Annotated in this window: 21 protein-coding genes; 9 read left to right on the forward strand and 12 right to left on the reverse strand. The window is 69.8% G+C overall.

The window, feature by feature from the left end; translation table 11 throughout:
* Positions 1-65 precede the first annotated feature (65 nt).
* Positions 66-707 carry a hypothetical protein gene (locus ASF68_RS07135; protein ID WP_056008671.1) on the forward strand — a complete coding sequence of 214 codons (642 nt, stop codon included), beginning with the start codon at positions 66-68 and terminating at the stop codon, positions 705-707.
* 51 nt (positions 708-758) lie between these two features.
* Here the strand turns inward: ASF68_RS07135 and ASF68_RS07140 are convergent, their stop codons facing one another.
* Both ASF68_RS07140 and ASF68_RS07145 read right to left on the reverse strand, forming a co-directional pair.
* On the reverse strand, positions 759-968 hold the full coding sequence (locus tag ASF68_RS07140) for a helix-turn-helix transcriptional regulator (protein ID WP_056008674.1): 210 nt from the start codon (positions 966-968) through the stop codon (positions 759-761).
* On the reverse strand, positions 965-1,369 hold the full coding sequence (locus tag ASF68_RS07145; RefSeq protein WP_056008676.1) for a hypothetical protein: 405 nt from the start codon (positions 1,367-1,369) through the stop codon (positions 965-967). The genes ASF68_RS07140 and ASF68_RS07145 overlap by 4 nt, the downstream gene beginning before the upstream one ends.
* A gap of 229 nt (positions 1,370-1,598) precedes the next feature.
* Between ASF68_RS07145 and ASF68_RS07150 the strand changes: the two genes are divergently transcribed.
* On the forward strand, positions 1,599-2,450 hold the full coding sequence (locus ASF68_RS07150; RefSeq protein WP_056008678.1) for a DUF4097 family beta strand repeat-containing protein: 852 nt from the start codon (positions 1,599-1,601) through the stop codon (positions 2,448-2,450).
* Positions 2,447-3,079: a PadR family transcriptional regulator gene (locus ASF68_RS07155; protein ID WP_056008680.1), complete on the forward strand. Its 633-nt coding sequence runs from the start codon at positions 2,447-2,449 to the stop codon at positions 3,077-3,079. Before ASF68_RS07150 ends, ASF68_RS07155 begins: the two co-directional genes overlap by 4 nt.
* A gap of 63 nt (positions 3,080-3,142) precedes the next feature.
* Here the strand turns inward: ASF68_RS07155 and ASF68_RS07160 are convergent, their stop codons facing one another.
* Positions 3,143-3,649, reverse strand: coding sequence for a septum formation family protein (locus ASF68_RS07160; protein ID WP_056008683.1), 507 nt, complete (start codon positions 3,647-3,649; stop codon positions 3,143-3,145).
* A gap of 261 nt (positions 3,650-3,910) precedes the next feature.
* Here ASF68_RS07160 and ASF68_RS07165 point away from each other — a divergent pair, with 261 nt between their 5' ends.
* Positions 3,911-5,914, forward strand: a complete 2,004-nt coding sequence (locus ASF68_RS07165; protein ID WP_369796429.1) for an APC family permease — start codon at positions 3,911-3,913, stop codon at positions 5,912-5,914.
* A 37-nt stretch (positions 5,915-5,951) separates the two neighbouring features.
* Here the strand turns inward: ASF68_RS07165 and ASF68_RS07170 are convergent, their stop codons facing one another.
* Positions 5,952-6,773 (reverse strand): AraC family transcriptional regulator, encoded by an 822-nt coding sequence (locus ASF68_RS07170; RefSeq protein ID WP_056008689.1) that lies wholly within the window; start codon positions 6,771-6,773, stop codon positions 5,952-5,954.
* A gap of 60 nt (positions 6,774-6,833) precedes the next feature.
* Between ASF68_RS07170 and ASF68_RS07175 the strand changes: the two genes are divergently transcribed.
* Complete coding sequence (locus ASF68_RS07175) at positions 6,834-7,352, forward strand: glyoxalase/bleomycin resistance/extradiol dioxygenase family protein (protein WP_056008691.1); 519 nt, start codon at positions 6,834-6,836, stop codon at positions 7,350-7,352.
* 12 nt (positions 7,353-7,364) lie between these two features.
* Positions 7,365-7,655, forward strand: coding sequence for a hypothetical protein (locus ASF68_RS07180; protein WP_056008693.1), 291 nt, complete (start codon positions 7,365-7,367; stop codon positions 7,653-7,655).
* A gap of 69 nt (positions 7,656-7,724) precedes the next feature.
* On the opposite strand, the gene crcB is transcribed toward ASF68_RS07180, so the two are convergent.
* From crcB to ASF68_RS07200, 4 genes are read right to left on the reverse strand one after another with little or no spacing between them, the layout of a single operon-like run.
* Positions 7,725-8,105 (reverse strand): fluoride efflux transporter CrcB, encoded by a 381-nt coding sequence (gene crcB, locus ASF68_RS07185; RefSeq protein ID WP_056008696.1) that lies wholly within the window; start codon positions 8,103-8,105, stop codon positions 7,725-7,727.
* Positions 8,102-8,536 (reverse strand): CrcB family protein, encoded by a 435-nt coding sequence (locus ASF68_RS07190; protein ID WP_350223932.1) that lies wholly within the window; start codon positions 8,534-8,536, stop codon positions 8,102-8,104. Before ASF68_RS07190 ends, crcB begins: the two co-directional genes overlap by 4 nt.
* A complete protein-coding gene (locus ASF68_RS07195) occupies positions 8,533-9,057 on the reverse strand; it encodes a universal stress protein (protein WP_056008700.1) in 525 nt (174 codons plus the stop codon). The genes ASF68_RS07190 and ASF68_RS07195 overlap by 4 nt, the downstream gene beginning before the upstream one ends.
* A 4-nt stretch (positions 9,058-9,061) precedes the next feature.
* Positions 9,062-9,646 carry an HhH-GPD-type base excision DNA repair protein gene (locus tag ASF68_RS07200; protein ID WP_056011531.1) on the reverse strand — a complete coding sequence of 195 codons (585 nt, stop codon included), beginning with the start codon at positions 9,644-9,646 and terminating at the stop codon, positions 9,062-9,064.
* A gap of 207 nt (positions 9,647-9,853) precedes the next feature.
* On the opposite strand from ASF68_RS07200, the gene ASF68_RS07205 reads away from it, so the two are divergent.
* Both ASF68_RS07205 and ASF68_RS07210 read left to right on the forward strand, forming a co-directional pair.
* Positions 9,854-10,069 carry a DUF3073 domain-containing protein gene (locus tag ASF68_RS07205; RefSeq protein WP_056008702.1) on the forward strand — a complete coding sequence of 72 codons (216 nt, stop codon included), beginning with the start codon at positions 9,854-9,856 and terminating at the stop codon, positions 10,067-10,069.
* Positions 10,070-10,189: 120 nt separating this feature from the next.
* Positions 10,190-11,386 (forward strand): 2TM domain-containing protein, encoded by a 1,197-nt coding sequence (locus tag ASF68_RS07210; protein ID WP_056008705.1) that lies wholly within the window; start codon positions 10,190-10,192, stop codon positions 11,384-11,386.
* A gap of 78 nt (positions 11,387-11,464) precedes the next feature.
* Here the strand turns inward: ASF68_RS07210 and purF are convergent, their stop codons facing one another.
* The 3 genes from purF to ASF68_RS19030 all read right to left on the reverse strand — a co-directional run bounded on the left by purF (position 11,465) and on the right by ASF68_RS19030 (position 14,568).
* Entirely contained in the window at positions 11,465-12,922 is a 1,458-nt protein-coding gene (gene purF, locus ASF68_RS07215) for an amidophosphoribosyltransferase (protein ID WP_056008709.1), read from the reverse strand.
* A 72-nt stretch (positions 12,923-12,994) separates the two neighbouring features.
* The gene (gene purM, locus ASF68_RS07220) at positions 12,995-14,113 is read right to left on the reverse strand and encodes a phosphoribosylformylglycinamidine cyclo-ligase (protein WP_056008712.1); all 1,119 of its coding nucleotides are present in this window, start codon (positions 14,111-14,113) and stop codon (positions 12,995-12,997) included.
* Positions 14,110-14,568: a hypothetical protein gene (locus tag ASF68_RS19030; protein ID WP_200936395.1), complete on the reverse strand. Its 459-nt coding sequence runs from the start codon at positions 14,566-14,568 to the stop codon at positions 14,110-14,112. The genes purM and ASF68_RS19030 overlap by 4 nt, the downstream gene beginning before the upstream one ends.
* An 83-nt stretch (positions 14,569-14,651) precedes the next feature.
* Between ASF68_RS19030 and zapE the strand changes: the two genes are divergently transcribed.
* A complete protein-coding gene (gene zapE, locus ASF68_RS07230) occupies positions 14,652-15,797 on the forward strand; it encodes a cell division protein ZapE (protein WP_056008716.1) in 1,146 nt (381 codons plus the stop codon).
* Between the two features lie 32 nt (positions 15,798-15,829).
* Here zapE and ASF68_RS07235 read toward each other — a convergent pair whose 3' ends face one another.
* Positions 15,830-16,888, reverse strand: coding sequence for a glycosyltransferase family 2 protein (locus ASF68_RS07235; RefSeq protein WP_235526766.1), 1,059 nt, complete (start codon positions 16,886-16,888; stop codon positions 15,830-15,832).
* Positions 16,889-16,930 lie beyond the last annotated feature (42 nt).

A 16,930-nucleotide genomic window follows, 5' to 3' on the forward strand; every position in this document is an offset into this window, starting at 1 on the left:
GGCGCATCGCACAAGTGTCGGTTAGCGTGGTGGGGCATCGACCTGCCGACGACAGGAGACACGCCATGACCCAGCGCAGTACCCGGGGACGCACGATGCGTTCCGCCATCACGATCGTCATCCTCGCCGCCCTGTGCACCGGCTGCGGCATCGGACGCCCGGCGGTGGCCCCGAACGACGTCGACGACGCTCGACTCATGCGACTCGCGTCAGATCCGCTGCTCACCGACGGCGACGTGCAGGAGGCGCATGCACCCGACACCTCGGCGAACGTCACGGTGCAGCGCGGCAGCGTGACGGGCTCCGACGAGTGGGAGGCACCACTCGCCGAGGACGGGACGGTGGTGCCGGGGGCGACCCTGGAGGAGGCCCGTTCGCTGCTCGCGACCGTTCGGGACGCCGGGTGGACACCCGTCGCCGTCTCCTGCTCCTTCGATCGCTCCGGTGAGCTCGGGGCGGCGCGCGTGTTCGCCGTGAAGGAGCTCGGTGACTTCACCGCGGCGTTCGAGTCGCACGTGTCCCTCCGACTGACCGACCGTGTGGCCTACGCGCCCTTCCACGACGAGGATGCGGATCCGTGGCGGCCGACCGCCCCCGTCGCGTCTGGCGACAGCTGCCTCGACACCGCGCCGGCTCCCGGCGAGGACGCCCCACCTCCGGAGAACGTCCCGCTCCCCGACGAGCTGAACATCTCGCGCTGGTACTGAACGGCGGCGATCATGACCCGACTCGTCCGACGATGACCGCTGAGGTGCGGCTCATCGCCGGGGAGGTTCGCCATCCGGTTCGAAGAGGTCCTCGATGTGGATCCCGAACAGCGCCGCGAGGCGGAATGCGAGGGGCAGGCTGGGGTCGAATCGCCCTTTCTCGATCGAGATGACGGTCAGACGCGTGACGCCGACCAGTTCAGCCAGGTGGGCCTGCGACCAACCGGCGTCCTGACGACGTTCCCTGAGCGAGTTCTTCACGCCCGGACTGCACGCGTGCGGGCGATCGCGTACCGCGTGGCCGTCGAGGCGAAGGCGACGAGCAGGACGCCGAGCAGCACGAGCTGTGTCGGCAGTTCCGACCGCACGATCGAGATCGCCGCGAGCCCGAGCCCGACCGCCAGGACCACGTCGGTCGCCGTACCGGCGAGCGCCGTGTTCATCCAGGTCGCCTCCGCAGTCTCGGACGTGTGCGGCGAGGGCTGGCTCTTGGGGGCCACGGCGATGATCCAGCCCAGCATCACGCCGAACGGGAGGGCGGCGAGGGCGAAGACGATCCCCGAGAGACCGGCGGCGATCGGCGAGAGCGCCCAGGCCACCACCCCGGCGAGGGTCGAGACCGCCGCTCCGATCAGGACGGCGACGAACCAGCGAATCATCATGTTTCCTCCATGTATAGCGAACTATGCGTATAGCAAACTGTACATCACGAGTCGCGAACCCGAGACCACACACGGGAGACCGCAGACGCCGCGGTCGCGACCGCAGCCGATCCCAGGGTCGACTCAGGGTGATCCCGGAGGTTCCCGGGGTTGCCACGCGACGGAACGCGATATATCGTGAGTTTCAGCTCAACGCGATATATCGCGTTCAATCGGAAGGAAGCGCACCATGGCACAGGAGAAGTGGATCATCGCCCCCGGCGAGAGCCGCATCATCGACCTCGAGCTCGTGAGGCGGCTGAAGGTCGGCCTCATCGGCGGCCAGGTCGACATCATCGGGCACGACGAGCCCGGTGCGCGCATCGAGGTCGGCGCCGTCACCGGCAAGGACCTCAAGATCACCATCGACGGCGACGTCGCGGAGATCGACCACCCGCAGCTGCGCTGGGACAACTTCCTCGAGGTCTTCTCGAACTTCGGCGCAAACCGCGCCACCGCCCAGGTGAGCGTGCTCGTCCCACGGGACATCGCGCTCACACTCGGCGTCGTGAGCGCCGGCGCGCTCGTCTCCGGACTCACCGCCGACGTGAAGCTCAACACCGTCTCGGGCGACCTCGTGGCCGACCGCATGACCGGCCGCCTCGACCTCAACTCCGTCAGCGGCGAGGTCACCGTCCAGCACCACACCGGCCGCATCAACGCCCACACCGTGTCCGGCGACGTCACCGTCTCCGGCGACATCACGAGGGCGTCCGTCGACGGGGTGTCCTCCGACCTCCTCCTCGACGTCCACGGCGCCGCGGAGCAGCTCGACCTGAACACCGTGAGCGGCGCGATCACGGTCCGACTCGACGACGACCTCGCCGCGCGCTACACGGCGAACTCCGTCGGCGGGCGCCTCGCCATCGACGGCGTCGTCCTCAAGGGGCTGCGCGGCGGCGGCTACAGCTCGCACACCGGCGCCCTGTCCGGTCAGTTCGCCGAGGTGCGCCTCAACACCGTCGGCGGTGCGGTCACGGTCCTCCGACGCGCGACTGCAGAGCCCGCCACGGCGACCGCCGGGAGCGAGGCCGGAGCATGAGCCCCGTCTTCGCGCACGGCAGTCTGCGCCTGTACCTGCTGAGCCTCCTGGAGGAGTCGCCCAAGCACGGGTATGAACTCATCCAGGCGCTGACGGATCGGAGCGGCGGGACGTACAGCCCGAGCGCCGGCACCATCTACCCCCGCCTCGCGAAGCTCGAGGAGGAGGGCTTGGTCACCAAGACGAGCGACGGCCGGAAGAGCGTCTACGAGATCACCGAGGCCGGCCGAGCGGAACTCGCGGCACGCGCCGGCGAACTCGACGGCATCGAGGACCAGCTCACCGACTCCGTGCGCCGGATCGCCGACGAGGTCCGGAGCGGGGTGACGGCTGCCATGAAGAGCCTGCGCGCCGATCTCGCCTCCGCGGCGCGTGAGGCGAAGCAGTCGTCGAAGCCCGGGCCGAGCTGGACGACCGCCTCCGAGGAGAGCGCGGACCAGAAGGTGCAGGGCCGCCTGGCGCTGCACGAGACGGACGTGTCGATCAACGAGTTCCGACAGGCGGTCCGTGCTGAGCTCCGCGAACACGTCGCACGCGGTGGTGTCCTCGACGAGGCGACCGTCTCCGCCCTGCGCGCCGACCTCGTCGCCGTCCGCGACCGCCTGCAGGAGCGACTCCGCAGCTCCTGACGATCGACGGACGACGAAGCGCCCGCCTCCACATCGGGAGGCGGGCGCTTCGTCGTCCTCGCGTCAGCGCGCGGCGCCGGCGAGCGAGCCCGTGGTCGCGGCGGTGTCGAAGATCACGCAGGTGACGAGCCGGTCGCCCATCTCCTCCCAGCTGCCCTTCGTCGGGGTGTAGTAGTTGAACTCGAGCGTGGAGTCCTCGTAGGCGATCCCGGTGAACGGCTGGAACTGCGCGGAGCAGCCGTCGTCGGCCTGCTGCGTGACCGCCTCGTCACCCGGCCATTCGTCGCCGGTCAGGGTGACCTCGCCGTACACCTCGTACTGGTGGGGCTCGGAGCACGGCACGGTGGGCACCTCGGAGACCTCCTCCGAGGACGACTCGTCGTTCAAGCAGTCGCCGACGGAGAGCGTGAAGACGTCGGTGGTGCCCCCACCGACGATCTCGCCGGACTGCGCGTCACGGGTCTCGGCCGGCTTCGGGAGGATGCCCTCCACGACACTGCAACCGGAGAGCGTCAGGGCCGCGGCGAGGGCGGCGAGGGCGAGCGGGAGGAGACGACGGCGAGCGGTCACGATGAGTGTCCTTGCGGTGGGTGGTCGATCACGAGCGGCTGTCCCGGCTCACAGCCAGGCAACAGCCGTCGATCAGGATATTGCTCGGCCGTTCTGGTCCGCCACTCCCCCGCTCGATGAACACTGCGTCACGGTCGGGTGACGATGCCTGTCCATCCAGCCCATCTCCGCTTGACTCCCCTTGGCGAAGGAGTAATATCGCCGCTCGTGACAACTGAGGGTCGAGAGCCCGGGACAGAACCACGATCAGCAAAACGCTGGTTGATCGGGGACCCGCTGCCGACCGACAACCTGGAGGGCCAGCTCCTCCCCAAGCGCCTCGCGCTGCCGATCTTCGCGAGCGACGCGCTGTCGAGTGTCGCTTACGCTCCGCAGGAACTCCTCATGATCCTGACCCTCGGCGGGCTCGCCTTCCTGAGCTTCGCGCCCTGGGTCGCCGCGTGTGTCGTGATCCTGCTGGTCGTGGTCGTCGCGAGCTACCGGCAGCTCATCAAGGCGTACCCCTCGGGCGGTGGCGACTACGAGGTCGCGCACCGCAACCTCGGCGAGAAGGCCGGCCTCGTCGTCGCCTCGGCGTTGCTCGTCGACTACGTCCTGACGGTCGCCGTGTCGGTCGCCTCCGGCGTCGACAACATCATCTCCGCGATCCCCGGGCTGAACCCGTGGCGCGTGGAGCTCGCGGTCGGCTTCGTGCTCGTGCTCATGGCCGTGAACCTCCGAGGCGTCCGCGAGTCGAGCAAGGCCTTCGCGATCCCCACCTACTTCTTCATCGCGAGCGTGCTCGTCATGATCGTCGCCGGCCTCGCGCGCACCTTCCTCGGCGACGCCCCGGTGGCGTCGAGCGCCGAGTTCACGGTGCAGGGCGAGAGCCTCACGCAGGCCGCGTTCATCCTGCTCCTCCTCCGCGCGTTCTCCTCCGGCTGTTCGGCACTGACGGGGGTCGAGGCGGTCTCGAACGGTGTCCCCGCGTTCCGTCGCCCGCAGATCAAGAACGCGCAGAAGACCCTCGTCCTCATGGGCGGAACGGCCATCGTGCTGTTCGTCGGACTCACCGCCCTCGCGCTCATCTCCCGCGTGCACTACGCCGAGAACGCCTGCCACCTCGAAGGGTTCGCGAACTGCGCCACCACGCCGCAGCCGAGTCTCATGGCGCAGGTCGCGACCGCGGTGTTCGGCGCGAACAGCATCCCGTTCTTCCTCATCCAGGCGGCGACGGCGTGCGTCCTCCTCCTCGCCGCCAACACCGCGTTCAACGGGTTCCCGCTCCTCGGCTCCGTCCTCGCGCGCGACTCCTACGCCCCCAAGTCGCTCAACACCCGCGGCGACCGCCTCGTGTTCTCGAACGGCATGATCATCCTCGGTCTCGCCGCCTGCGCGATCCTCGTGGTCTACCAGGCCAACCTCACGCAGCTCATCCAGCTGTACATCATCGGGGTCTTCGTCTCGTTCACGCTCGGGCAGACCGGCATGGTGAAGCACTGGCTGCGCATGCTCCGGGAGGGCTGCGACAACCGGGGCTCCGTCTACCGAGGCCTCGCGATCAACGCGTTCGGCGCACTCCTCACCGCGAGCGTCCTCATCGTCGTCACGATCACGAAGTTCACCCACGGCGCATGGCTCGTGTTCGTGCTCATGCCGATCCTCTTCGTGCTCATGCTGGGCGTCAACCGCTACTACCGCGACGTCGAGAAGGAGGTCGAGGTCGACCCGACCACCACCTTCGGAGCGACGGGCGACCACGCGATCGTCCTCGTCGGCAAGATGCAGAAGCCGATCCTCAAGGCGCTCGACTACGCGATCGCGGCCAAGCACGACAGCCTCGAGGCCGTGCACATCTCGGTCGACCCCGAGTCCACGAAACTGCTCGAGCAGCAGTGGATCGAGCAGAACATCCACGTCCCGCTCGTCATCCTCGAGTCGCCGTACCGCGAGTTCGCGATGCCGCTCGCGAAGTACATCAAGGCCCACCGCGCGGAGCACGGCTCCGAGGTCGTGACGGTCTACATGCCGCAGTACATCGTCGGCCACTGGTGGGAGAGCCTCCTCCACAACCGGCGGGCTTCACGGATCCGCAACCAGATCATGCTCGTGCACGGCGTCACCGTGGCGCTCGTGCCGTGGTTGCTCGACTCCTCGGAGCTCATCTACGGCCGCCGGTCCCGTCCGCTGCCCGGGCAGGAGCGACGCGGCGAGATCGTGCGCGTGAAGAAACCGATCGAGCGGAAGCCGCACATCGACCGCAACACGGGCCGCACGAGGACCTGAGCCGAGCGCCCGGCGCCGGGCGTCACCGGTCAGCGTGTCATCGGTCCGGGCGACTGTCGGGATCACGACGGTAGCCCGTCGGCGTCAGCCCGAGCACCCGTCGGAAGTCCGAGGTCAGGTGCGCGTGGTCGGCGTAGCCGAGGTCCGCGGCGACCTGGGCGATCGTGACGTCGGCGTCGTCTCGGAGCCGCTGCGCCGCCTCCTGCAACCGATAGCGCCGGATGATCGTCAGGGGCGGCAGCCCGACGGACCGCTGCGCGAGCCGCTGGACGGCACGGACGCCCACGCCGAGGCGTGCTGCGAGCTGCTCGACCCTGACGATGTCGCGGTCACCCGCAACGACCTCCTCCAGCCGGTTGGCGAGCAGTCCGTCGGCGTCGACCGTCGGGAACCGGTCGGCGCACCAGGCCTGGCAGGCGCGAACCGCCCCGCTGCGGGCGGCGTCGCGGTCCGGATCGGCCATCGCCGCCACCACGTCGCCGTGGAGCGACGGCGCTGCGAACGGCACCTCGACGTCGCGGAGCGCCCCGGGATCGTCGATCAGGGTCATGAGCGCCGCCGGCCGCAGCAGCATGCCGACCGCCCAGCCGCTCCCCGTGAGATCGCGGTGGGACGCGCTCGTCGTCGGGCCGGCGAGCGTCACCGCATCCGGCCCGACGACGAGGTTCGATGCGGGGAACGGCAGCAGCTCCTGGCGGGAGGTGCGCCCCGGCGCGAGTCGCCACTCCGGGATCCAGAACCACCGGACGAGGCCGGAGAGCTCGGCCGGCGCCTCCACCCGGTGGAAGGTCGGCAACCGGGCCGGGTAGAGCACGCCGCGGGGATCGATGGACGCCCCGGTGCCGTCGATACCGGACATCTGGCCCTCTCGTCGCGAATCTCCAAGCCATACGGCCCTGCTGGTCCGTACCGTCGCAGCATGAGCGAATCCACTGCATCGAAGACCGGTGTCACCGGCGACCACACCACCGCCGGGGTGCCTAACGGTTCCACGAGCCTGACCCCGTTCCTCGTGGTGGCTCGCGCCGCCGAGGCGATCGAATTCTACCGAGCGGTCCTCGGGGCGCGACTGGTGGACGCCACCGAGATGGGCGGCGTCGTCGTGCACGCCGAACTCGACCTCGGCGACGGACGCCTCCAACTCGGGGAACCGAACCCGGAGTACGGCTTGATCCCTGCGCCCGGCGGCGAGTCCGACTGCTACTCCCTGGGCTTCTTCTGCGCCGACGTGGATGCGGTGGTCGCGAGGGCCACGGCCGCGGGTGCGACGATCCGGGAGCCGGCCACGGACTTCGTCTCCGGCGACCGCTTCGCGTCGATCCGCGACCCGTTCGGCGTCCGCTGGTCGATCATGTCCCGCATCGAGGACCTGTCCGAGGAGGAGAGCGCTCGACGCGTGGCCGACTGGGCGGCACAGGCCGCGTCCGGTCGGAGCTGACAGACTGAGGGCATGTTCACCTGGGGTCTCTCGCTGCTCTTCCTCGCGGCCGTGTCCGGCACCCTCTCGATGGCGCGACTGATCGCGGCGAACCCCGACTCCCCGCTGCCGATGTGGCAGGGGCGGCCGCAGCGGCTCCCCCAGTTCACGATCATCCTGCGCGGACTCTCCGGCGGCCTCGGGGTGTTCGGCGTCTTCCTCCTGTGGTCGGAGATCGGGTTCTGGAGCGTCCTGCTGCTCGTCGTCGCCCTCGGCATCCCCATCGCGCTCAACATCCGGCACAACCGCCGGTTCGAGGCATAGCCGCCGTGTTCGATCGCCCATCTTCGGGCGAACGAACGCTCATTCGCCCAGAATTGGGCGAATGAGCGGCTAGGCGAGGAGCGAACCGAGCCCGTAGCCGACCAGGGCCGCGACGACCGACGCGACGAGCATGCCCAACGCGTTCGTCAATCCGGCCCGGGAACGTCCGTCGTGGAGCAGCCGGACGGTCTCGATGCTCGCTGTGCTGAACGTCGTGTACCCACCGAGCAGCCCACCCCCGAGGACGAGCCGCCACGCTTCGTCGACGACCCCGCCGAGGGCCAGCGCCGTCACGAGGCCGAGCAGGAGCGACCCGCTGACGTTGATGACGGTCGTGCCCCAGGGGTACGCGCCACCCACACGGGAGCGGATGAGGCCGTCGACGACGAAGCGGGCAGCGGCGCCGACACCGCCGGCCGCCGCGATCGCGAGGAACAGCCAGGGGGTCATGAGCGGCCACCGCCGATCCGTCGGGCGAGGACGATGCCGCTCCAGCTCGCGAGGACGCCCAGCACGACGCTCCCCACCGCGTACAGCACCCCCACGAGCGCGCTCCCCTCGAGGAGGAGGACACTGCTGTCGGCCGCGAGCGCGCTGTACGTCGTGAAACCGCCGAGGACGCCGGTGCCGAGGAAGAGGCGGAGATCGCGTCGACGGCCGTCGTCGGGCCCGCGTCGGAGGAGCGACTCGAGGAGGAGGCCGAGCAGGAAGGCGCCGACGACGTTGATGCCGAGGATGGCCACGGGGACACCGCCGATGGGCGGGATCGCGAGCGAGATCGCCTCGCGGGCGCCCGTCCCGATCGCGCCACCGAGCGCGACCATCGCGATCGTGGCGGGTTGGAGGTGCGGAGCCCGTGTCCCCGTCGGAGCGGCCGTCACCGCAGGTCGCCGGCGGGGGCGTCCCACAGCGGTTCGTCGGTGGCGCTCGGCGCGAGTGGGACCACGACCACCGGACGCGCCTGCCGATGGGCCAGCGTCGCGGCGACGGAACCGTTGAAGAACTCGAGGATGCCTTTCCGCAGGCCACGCTCCCGGGTTCCGACGATGATGGCCCGCGCGGACACCGAATCGGCGAGCCTGCCGAGGGCTCGCGCCGGATCGCCGGCGAGCTGGTTCAGCTCCCACGCGACGCCGGTGTGGTCGAGGAGACGATGCGCGGTCGCCTCGAGGCCGGGATCGGCCGGCTCCGGGTCGAAGTCGTGCAGATCGGCGTCGAACGGCAACGACGTGACGGTGCCGTCGACGTTCTCGACCACGACGAACCGGCTCGCGTCGACGTGGGCGAGGACGAGCCGGCAGGCGAAGGCCTGCGCGAACGACGCCGCCTCGATGAGCACGGTATCGGGCTGCCCCGGCGTGACACCGACCACGATCGCGGTACCCCGCTGCGCTTCGCTCATGTCGTCACTCCCCCTTCGCGCGCTTCGCGGCGGCCTTGGCCGCCTGCTTCGCCGCCCGCACCTGCGCGAGCGACTCCGGGTCAACGATGTCGGCGACGGACCGGAGACTGCCGTCCTCGCCGTAGGGTTCCGACGCCTCGCGCCAGCCGTCGGCGCTCAGTCCGTAGCGCTTGCCGAGGAGCGCGAGGAAGATCTTCGCCTTCTGCTCACCGAACCCCGGCAGGGCGAGCAGGCGCTTCAGGATCTCCGGGCCGTCGGGCGCGTCGCGCGTCCAGATCGCCTCCGCGTCGCCGTCCCAGTCGTCGACGATCGCGGCGCAGAGCCCCTGCACCCGGCCGGCCATGGAACCCGGGAACCGGTGCACGGCGGGACTCGTCTTGAAGAGGGAGGAGAACGCCTCGGGTTCTTCCCGCGCGATGGTGGCCGCATCGAAGGAGCCGAGACGATCGCGGATCTTCAGCGGGCCGGCGAAGGCTGTCTCCATGGGGACCTGCTGGTCGAGGAGCATGCCGATGAGGAGGGCGAGCGGGTCCGAGGACAGCAGCCGGTCGGCGTCCTGGTCTCCCGTGATGTGCAGGGTTCCGGTCATGCCATCATCGTCCCACCAGTCGTCGCGCAGGCCCACCCCCGGTGCGGCACGCCGTGCAGCCCGCCCGCCGAGCGGGTCCTCCCGCACGAGCGCTCCGGCCACGGGCAGCATGGTAAGCTGAACGCTAGTCTTTATCGTTCCCTGGTAGGCGAAAGCCCCGGACGCCCCGCAAGCGCGGCCGGTCAGAAAATCATGAGGGGGTCTCGCATGGGTCGTGGCCGTCAAAAGGCAAAGCACACGAAGATCGCTCGTGAGCTCAAGTCGTTCAGCCCGGACGTGAACTACAACGCGCTCGAGCGCGAGCTCACGGGACACTCCGCCGACGGCCCGAACACGGGCGTCGACGAGAGCTACGACGACGAGATCGCGAAGTGGGCTGAGTACGCCGACAAGTACGCCGACGGTGAGGCGAAGGGCGCGTAGTCGCGTCCTTCCCATTCGTCGAACGGTGTCCACCATCGGAGCCGTCACCCGCAGCTGAGGGGTTTCTCCGACGACCGTGGGCAAATGGAGTTCTGACGAGGCGGAGACTAGCCTGGACGGATGAACACCGACGAGCTCCGCAGTGCCGCCAAGAAGCGCCTGAAGGCGCAACACGATTTCAAGCAGTTCCTCGCCGTCTGGGGTGCGGTCTCCGTCCTCCTCGTCGTCATCTGGCTCCTCACGGGCGCCTGGGGATACTTCTGGCCGATCTGGCCGATCTTCGTGATGGGCATCGCGGTCCTGTTCGTCGGTCTCGACGCCTACGGGCCGTCGAAGCACATCACCGAGGACGCGATCGACGCCGAGGTCGCCCGTCTGGTCGAGAGGCAGCAGCGGCGTGCCGCGGCACGTGCGGCCGCCGCCCAGCCCACGTACGAGCAGGGTCAGCCGTACGCCGGTGGTCAGACCACCGCCTACGACCCCTCCGTCTACCAGAACGGGCAGACCGGCCAGGCGCCCGTCTACGACCCGACGCAGTACCAGCGCCAGACGGGGTCCTACGACACCGCGCAGTACCAGACCGGCCCGACGGCCGGATACGGCGCCCAGCCGTCGCCCGACTCGGCGAACCAGGCCTACACCGGCACCCAGCAGTACGGCACGCAGGAGCAGCCGTCGGCTGAGACCACTGCCGTCCCGGCTCCGCCCCGGACCACTGAGCCGACGCCGACCGAGCAGTTCGCCGCCGTCTTCTCCGGCACCGGCCTGCCGACGGCCACGGACCACGCGCCGAGCGAACCGGCCGAGTCCATCGTCCTCGAGTCCACGGCCACCGGCGACACCGAGACGGTGACGGCGGCCGCCGACGAGACGCAGGCACGACTGGACGGCGAGACGCCGGTCGAGCACGTGTCCACCGAGGGCACCGCAACCGATGGCGCCACCGACCGGGCGACGACGTCCGCCGCAGCGGCACCCGCCGCGACGGTCAGTGCACCGCGGAAGACGACGACGCGCTCGACGACACCGCGGAAGCCCGCCGCCAAGGCGGCGACGGCCGCCGGCACCACGGTCCGGAAGACGAGCTCGACCCGCGCCTCCACCGGCGCCGCCGCACCGAAGGCGACCGGGGCGAAGGCTCCGGCCACGAAGGCCGCCGGTGCGACGGGGACGAAGCGGGCCACGTCCGCCTCCGCCACGGACGGCACGCCGAAGGCCGCGACGGCCAAGGCTCCGGCCAAGCCGCGCACGACGAAGCCGAAGGTCACGCCGACCGAGGCTCCGACGACGGCCACCGAGCCGGGCACGGCCGAGTAGCACCCGCGACACGACGACGGCGCGCGATCCCCTCGGGGATCGCGCGCCGTCGTCGTTCAGGTGCGGGGGTGCAGCTGCTCAGGAGAGCTGCGAGCGCTCGACCCACTCGAGGTACTCCTCGGAGACGGTGCCCGTGACGTACTCACCGGTGAAGCAGCTCATCTCGAGGTCGCTGATGCCGGACCCCTCGAGGATGGCGGCCTTCATGTCGGCGACCTCCTGGTAGATGAGGTTGTCGGCGCCCAGCTCGCGGGCGATGTCGGGGATCTTCTTCCCGTGCGCGACGAGTTCCTGCCGCGACGGCATGTTGATGCCGTACACGTGCGGGTACCGGACGGGTGGGGCAGCAGAGGTGAACGTCACCTTGTTGGCGCCGGCGAGCCGGGCCATGTCGACGATCTCCTTCGAGGTGGTCCCGCGCACGATCGAGTCGTCCACGATGAGGATGTTCTTGCCCTTGAACTCCGACCCCATGGCGTTGAGCTTCTGGCGCACGCTCTTCTTGCGCTGGGCCTGGCCCGGCATGATGAAGGTGCGGCCCACGTAGCGGTTCTTGTAGAAGCCCTCGCGGTACTCGATGCCGAGCTTCTGCGCCACCTGCATGGCCGCGGGCCGTGAGGAGTCGGGGATCGGCATGACGACGTCGATGTCGCCCATCGGTGTGTACTCGGCGATCGTGTCGGCGAGCCGGTTGCCGAGCCGCAGCCGTGCCTCGTAGACCGAGATGCCGTTCATGACCGAGTCGGGTCGCGCGAGGTAGACGTACTCGAAGGAACACGGGACGAGCCGGGGGTTCTTGGCGCACTGACGGGAGTAGAGCTCGCCGGAGGCGGTGATGAAGACGGCCTCACCCGGGGCGATCTCGCGCACGGTCTCGTAGCCACCGGCCTCGAGGACGAGCGACTCCGAGGCGACGACCCAGTCGTTCCCGACCAGACCCGTCTGGCGCTTCCCGAGGATGAGCGGGCGGATGCCGAACGGGTCGCGGAAGGCGAGCAGCCCGTGGCCGGCGATGAGGGCGATCGTCGCGTAGGAGCCCTCGACGCGCTCGTGGACGTTCTCCACGGCGTTGAACACCTGGTCGGGGTCGAGGTCGAGGCCGCTGATCTGCCCCTGCAGCTCCGTCGCGAGCACGTTGAGGAGGAGTTCGGTGTCGCTCGTGGAGTTCACGTGACGGCGGTCGACGTGGAACAGGTCCTTGCTGAGCTCACGCGTGTTCGTGAGGTTGCCGTTGTGGATGAGCGTGATGCCGTAGGGCGCGTTCACGTAGAACGGCTGCGCCTCGCTCTCGTTGGCGGCGTCGCCCTTCGTCGCGTAGCGCACGTGCCCTAGCCCCATGTTGCCGAGCAGCGAGCGCATGTCGCGGGTGCGGAAGGCCTCCCGTACCTGACCCTTCGCCTTCACCATGTGGAAGGTGCTGCCGTCGGCGGTGGCGATGCCGGTGGAGTCCTGACCGCGGTGCTGCAGGAGCAGGAGGCTGTCGTAGACCTGCTGATTGGCAGGCTCGGTTGAGACGATGCCGACGATGCCGCACATGCGTGGGGACTCCTTGTGGTTCGTGCTGGGCGAGTGACGGAACGGAGGGAAGCGGGACGTGCGGCGGTGGCGTCAGTCGCGGTAGGCGCCGACGAGGCGGACGGCGCCGCCGTCGACCCCCTTCGCGCCCTGCTCGAAGCCGGTGAGGTCGTGGGTGGCGGCGTCTGCACCGAGGTGCACGGTGCCGACCTGCCAGGTCGCGATGCCGTCGGCCTCGAGCGCCGCGGTGATGTCGGCCGCCAGCGCGGGCGACACGACGGCGAAGAACCCGACACCGAGGTTCCAGGTGCCTTCGCTGGACTCCAGCGTGGAGCCTGCGAGGTCGCTCAAGGTGCGGAACACGGGAGCGGGGCTCCAGGTGGAGCGGTCGACCTCGGCCCAGGAGCCCTTCGGGAGGACGCGTGCGAGGTTCGCGGCGATGCCGCCGCCCGTGACGTGGCTGAGCGAGTGCACGCCGCCGGCGAACGCGGGGGCGTCGAGCAGGCGCAGGAGCGGGAGGGTGTAGAGGCGCGTCGGTTCCAGGAGGGCCTCACCGAAGGTGGTGCCGAGCTCGTCGCTGTGGTCGCTGTAGCCGACGCCCGCCTGGGCGAGGATGTGGCGGACGAGGGAGAAGCCGTTCGAGTGCAGACCGGAGGACGCGAGGGCGAGGATGACGTCGCCGTCCTCCACCCGGTGCTCCCCGAGGATCGCATCCGCTTCGACGGCTCCGGTGCAGGCTCCGGCGACGTCGTAGTCGTCGACCCCGAGGAGCCCGGGGTGCTCGGCCGTCTCGCCACCGATGAGTGCGGTACCGGTGTCGGAACAGGCGCGGGCGATGCCCGACACGATCGAGGCGATGCGCTCGGGGTGCACCTTGCCGCAGGCGATGTAGTCGGTCATGAAGAGCGGCTTCGCGCCCACCACGACGATGTCGTCGACGACCATGCCGACGAGGTCCTGACCGATGGTGTCGTGCTTGTCGATCGCCTGCGCGATCGCGACCTTCGTGCCGACGCCGTCGGTGGAGGTCGCGAGCAGCGGGCGACGGAAGGAGGTGAGCGCCGAGGCGTCGAAGAGGCCGGCGAAGCCACCGAACCCACCGAACACCTCGGGGCCGTGCGTCTTGGCGACGGCAGCCTTCATGAGGTCGACGGCGCGGTCACCGGCTGCGGTGTCGACACCGGCTTCCCGATAGGTGGTGGATGAGGTCATGACCGTCCTGAACCTTCTGCGGTGGGTGGATTCGGGGGGCCGGACTCACCTGGCTCGGCACTCGCGGGACCGGTCGGCTCCGCGTCTGCCGCGGGGGTTCCGGCTGGATGCACGTCAACTCTATCCGCTCGGACGATCCGGGTCCGTCGTGCCATCGAGCGGTCGATGAGGAGGCCGATCCCGAGGGCGGCGGCACCGAAGACCACGATGCACACGAGCAGCAGGAAGCCGAAGACCTGGGTGAGCGAGTAGTCGGGGCTCGTCGGGAACGCGAAGGTGAGGACGAGGGCCGCGATGATGCCCACGAAGGCCCCGATGACGAGGAACCGCCAGTAGCGGGGCGAGCGGCGGACGGCGACGGACCCCGAGGAGTACACGGTCGCGACCTCGGTGTCGGTGGCGGATTCGGAGGGGAGCTGAGCTTCCGGCGCTGGCTGCCCGGTGGCATCTGTCATGACTCCATTCTCCCCCACGATCCCGGCCACCGTGAACCGATGGTGAACGCAGGCCGACATCCGTCGGCGACTACGATCGAGCGGTGGACACGATCGAGACGACTGGGAGGATCCCGTCCGACGACGCGTCCGAGCAGGACGTGCTCGCGGCCGTCGTCGCCGCCGCGCGCGACGCCGGCTTCACCCTGGAGCCCGAACAGCTCGAGGTGGTGCGCCGGCTGGCGGCCTTGCCGATCGGCGGGGACGAGCCTGCACACCTGTATCTCTGGGGTGCCGCCGGTCGCGGCAAGACCTGGCTGCTCGACGCGTTCTTCGCCGCCCTCCCGACGCCGCGGAGAGGACGGGTCCACTTCCACTCCTTCTTCCGCGGGCTGCACGCCTCGATCCATCGGCTCCGCACCGAGGCCGCCGACGCCGCCCGGGCGACGGGTGAGCCCGGCGCCGGCTCCCGCGCGGCGGCCGGAGCGGTCGTGAACGCGGTCGAGCAGGCCGTCGACGAACTGCTCGACGACGTCGACGTCGTGCTCTTCGACGAGTTCCACGTGCACGATCCGGGTGACGGCATGCTCATGATCCGGCTGCTCGAGGCGCTCTTCGCCCGGCAGGTGACCCTGTTGACGAGTTCGAACTTCCGGCCGCAGGACCTCCTGCCCGATCCGGTGTACCACCACCTCTTCGAGCCGGGCATCGCGATGATCGAGGCGAACATGACCGTGGTCGAGCTCGGCGGTTCGGCGGATCACCGCCGTACCTCCCCGATCCGCAGACGCGACGGCTTCGCCCGGGGCAGCTGGTCCGTCGCCGGCGAGGCCGCGGACGCCCACCTCGCCACCCTCGGCCTCCACCGTCCCCGTCCCGACGAGGCGACGACGCTGGCGATCAGCGGGCACACCTTTCGCGCGGCCGCCGCGGGCGACGGCACCGTCTGGTTCACCGCGGCGGAGCTCCTCGAGCGTCCGACGTCCGTCGGCGACTACCTCGCCTGGACGGCGGATTACGACCGGTGGGTGCTCGACGCGCTGCCGGCGTCCCACGAGCTCACCCGTGAGGCTCGCGCCCGGTTCGTCCACCTCGTCGACGCGCTCTGCGACCTCGGCGTCGAACTGCACGTCGTCGCGGCGACCGACCGGGAGACCTTCATCACTGCTCCCGGCCTCGGCCGGGGCGGCTTCGCCCGCGACGCGGTCCGGACGCGCAGCCGGCTCGCCCTCCTGCGCGAGATCGGCTGACGGAGACTCAGCCGCGGCCTACATGCGATGGGTTACTTGCGGCTGTGTTCCAACGAGCCGGCACGCATGGCGGCCTCGTCGTTCAGGTCGACGCGGGAGGCGACGTAGTAGCTGCTCCACTTCGCCGCGTGGTACGCGGGGTTCATGACGAACCAGTACGCACGGCGCTTCCAACCGTACTGCCGGTCTCGGACGATCCGCTTCGCGTCGCGCAGGGCGCCGAACACCGTGTAGGCCACCTGACGGAACCGGCTCACGCGTGTGACGGGCTTGCCGATGCGGCGGAGCGCCGTCGTCTCATCGAAGATGCGCTTGCGGTACTCGTCGAGCGTGAGGTCGTTGGAGTGGATCACCCAGCCGCGCGGTGCGTACGCCTTCCGTAGGCCCGCCGCGATGATGTCGGCACCGAACGCCATGTCCTCGGAGTAGGGCAGGTCGCGGTAGGGGATGTCACCGAGCAGGAGCTCTCGCCGCGTGGCCGAGTTGACGTCGGAGTAGAACGCGAGGGCGTCGAGCAGGCCGCCGTTCCCGTCGGCGAAGCCGTCGTTCGCGAAGACCGTCGTCCCGAAGTCCGGTCCGAAGTTGCGGAAGACGTCGGTGATCTCGTACTTCAGCAGCGGGAAGCAGTTCGGGCGGGCGACCTGCTTGCCCATGACCGCGACGACGTCCATGCCGTCGGGATCGAGCGGCGCGGTGAGCTCGTGCAGCCACCGTGCATCGCCGGGGATCGCGTCGTGCGTCAGGTAGGCGACGACCTTGCCACGGGCGAGCCGGGCTGCGAGCTGGCGGGTCCTGCCGTGACCGAACTCGCTGTTCGGGATGACGTGCAGGCGGACGTCCGGATGCGCGGCGACGATGTCGAGGGTGCGGTCGGTCGACCCGGAGTCGATCACCAGGGTCTCGAAGGTGCCGTCGTACTCCTGCCCCTCGATCGCGGTGAGGATCTGCTCGAGGTACATCTCACCGTTGTACGTGGGGATGACGATCGTGGCGTCGAGCGTCGTCTCCTCGACGGCGTCGAGGGGATCGTGGGCGCCGGCGGGCTCGGCGTCGTCGGGACGGCTCGTCGCTGGGTCGATGTTGGAGGTCACCGCACCAATGTACCCGGACGCCGCTGCAGCCGGCCCGGGTGG

The organism is Plantibacter sp. Leaf314 (genome assembly GCF_001423185.1).
Lineage (GTDB): Bacteria > Actinomycetota > Actinomycetes > Actinomycetales > Microbacteriaceae > Plantibacter.

Coding starts and splice junctions, on each gene's coding strand:
- ASF68_RS07135 (WP_056008671.1), top strand. CDS start 66: ATGACCCAGCGCAGTACCCGGGGACGCACGATGCGTTCCGCCATCACG.
- ASF68_RS07145 (WP_056008676.1), bottom strand. CDS start 1,369: ATGATGATTCGCTGGTTCGTCGCCGTCCTGATCGGAGCGGCGGTCTCG.
- ASF68_RS07150 (WP_056008678.1), top strand. CDS start 1,599: ATGGCACAGGAGAAGTGGATCATCGCCCCCGGCGAGAGCCGCATCATC.
- ASF68_RS07155 (WP_056008680.1), top strand. CDS start 2,447: ATGAGCCCCGTCTTCGCGCACGGCAGTCTGCGCCTGTACCTGCTGAGC.
- ASF68_RS07170 (WP_056008689.1), bottom strand. CDS start 6,773: ATGTCCGGTATCGACGGCACCGGGGCGTCCATCGATCCCCGCGGCGTG.
- ASF68_RS07175 (WP_056008691.1), top strand. CDS start 6,834: ATGAGCGAATCCACTGCATCGAAGACCGGTGTCACCGGCGACCACACC.
- ASF68_RS07180 (WP_056008693.1), top strand. CDS start 7,365: ATGTTCACCTGGGGTCTCTCGCTGCTCTTCCTCGCGGCCGTGTCCGGC.
- crcB (WP_056008696.1), bottom strand. CDS start 8,105: ATGACCCCCTGGCTGTTCCTCGCGATCGCGGCGGCCGGCGGTGTCGGC.
- ASF68_RS07195 (WP_056008700.1), bottom strand. CDS start 9,057: ATGAGCGAAGCGCAGCGGGGTACCGCGATCGTGGTCGGTGTCACGCCG.
- ASF68_RS07200 (WP_056011531.1), bottom strand. CDS start 9,646: ATGACCGGAACCCTGCACATCACGGGAGACCAGGACGCCGACCGGCTG.
- ASF68_RS07205 (WP_056008702.1), top strand. CDS start 9,854: ATGGGTCGTGGCCGTCAAAAGGCAAAGCACACGAAGATCGCTCGTGAG.
- ASF68_RS07210 (WP_056008705.1), top strand. CDS start 10,190: ATGAACACCGACGAGCTCCGCAGTGCCGCCAAGAAGCGCCTGAAGGCG.
- purF (WP_056008709.1), bottom strand. CDS start 12,922: ATGTGCGGCATCGTCGGCATCGTCTCAACCGAGCCTGCCAATCAGCAG.
- purM (WP_056008712.1), bottom strand. CDS start 14,113: ATGACCTCATCCACCACCTATCGGGAAGCCGGTGTCGACACCGCAGCC.
- ASF68_RS19030 (WP_200936395.1), bottom strand. CDS start 14,568: ATGACAGATGCCACCGGGCAGCCAGCGCCGGAAGCTCAGCTCCCCTCC.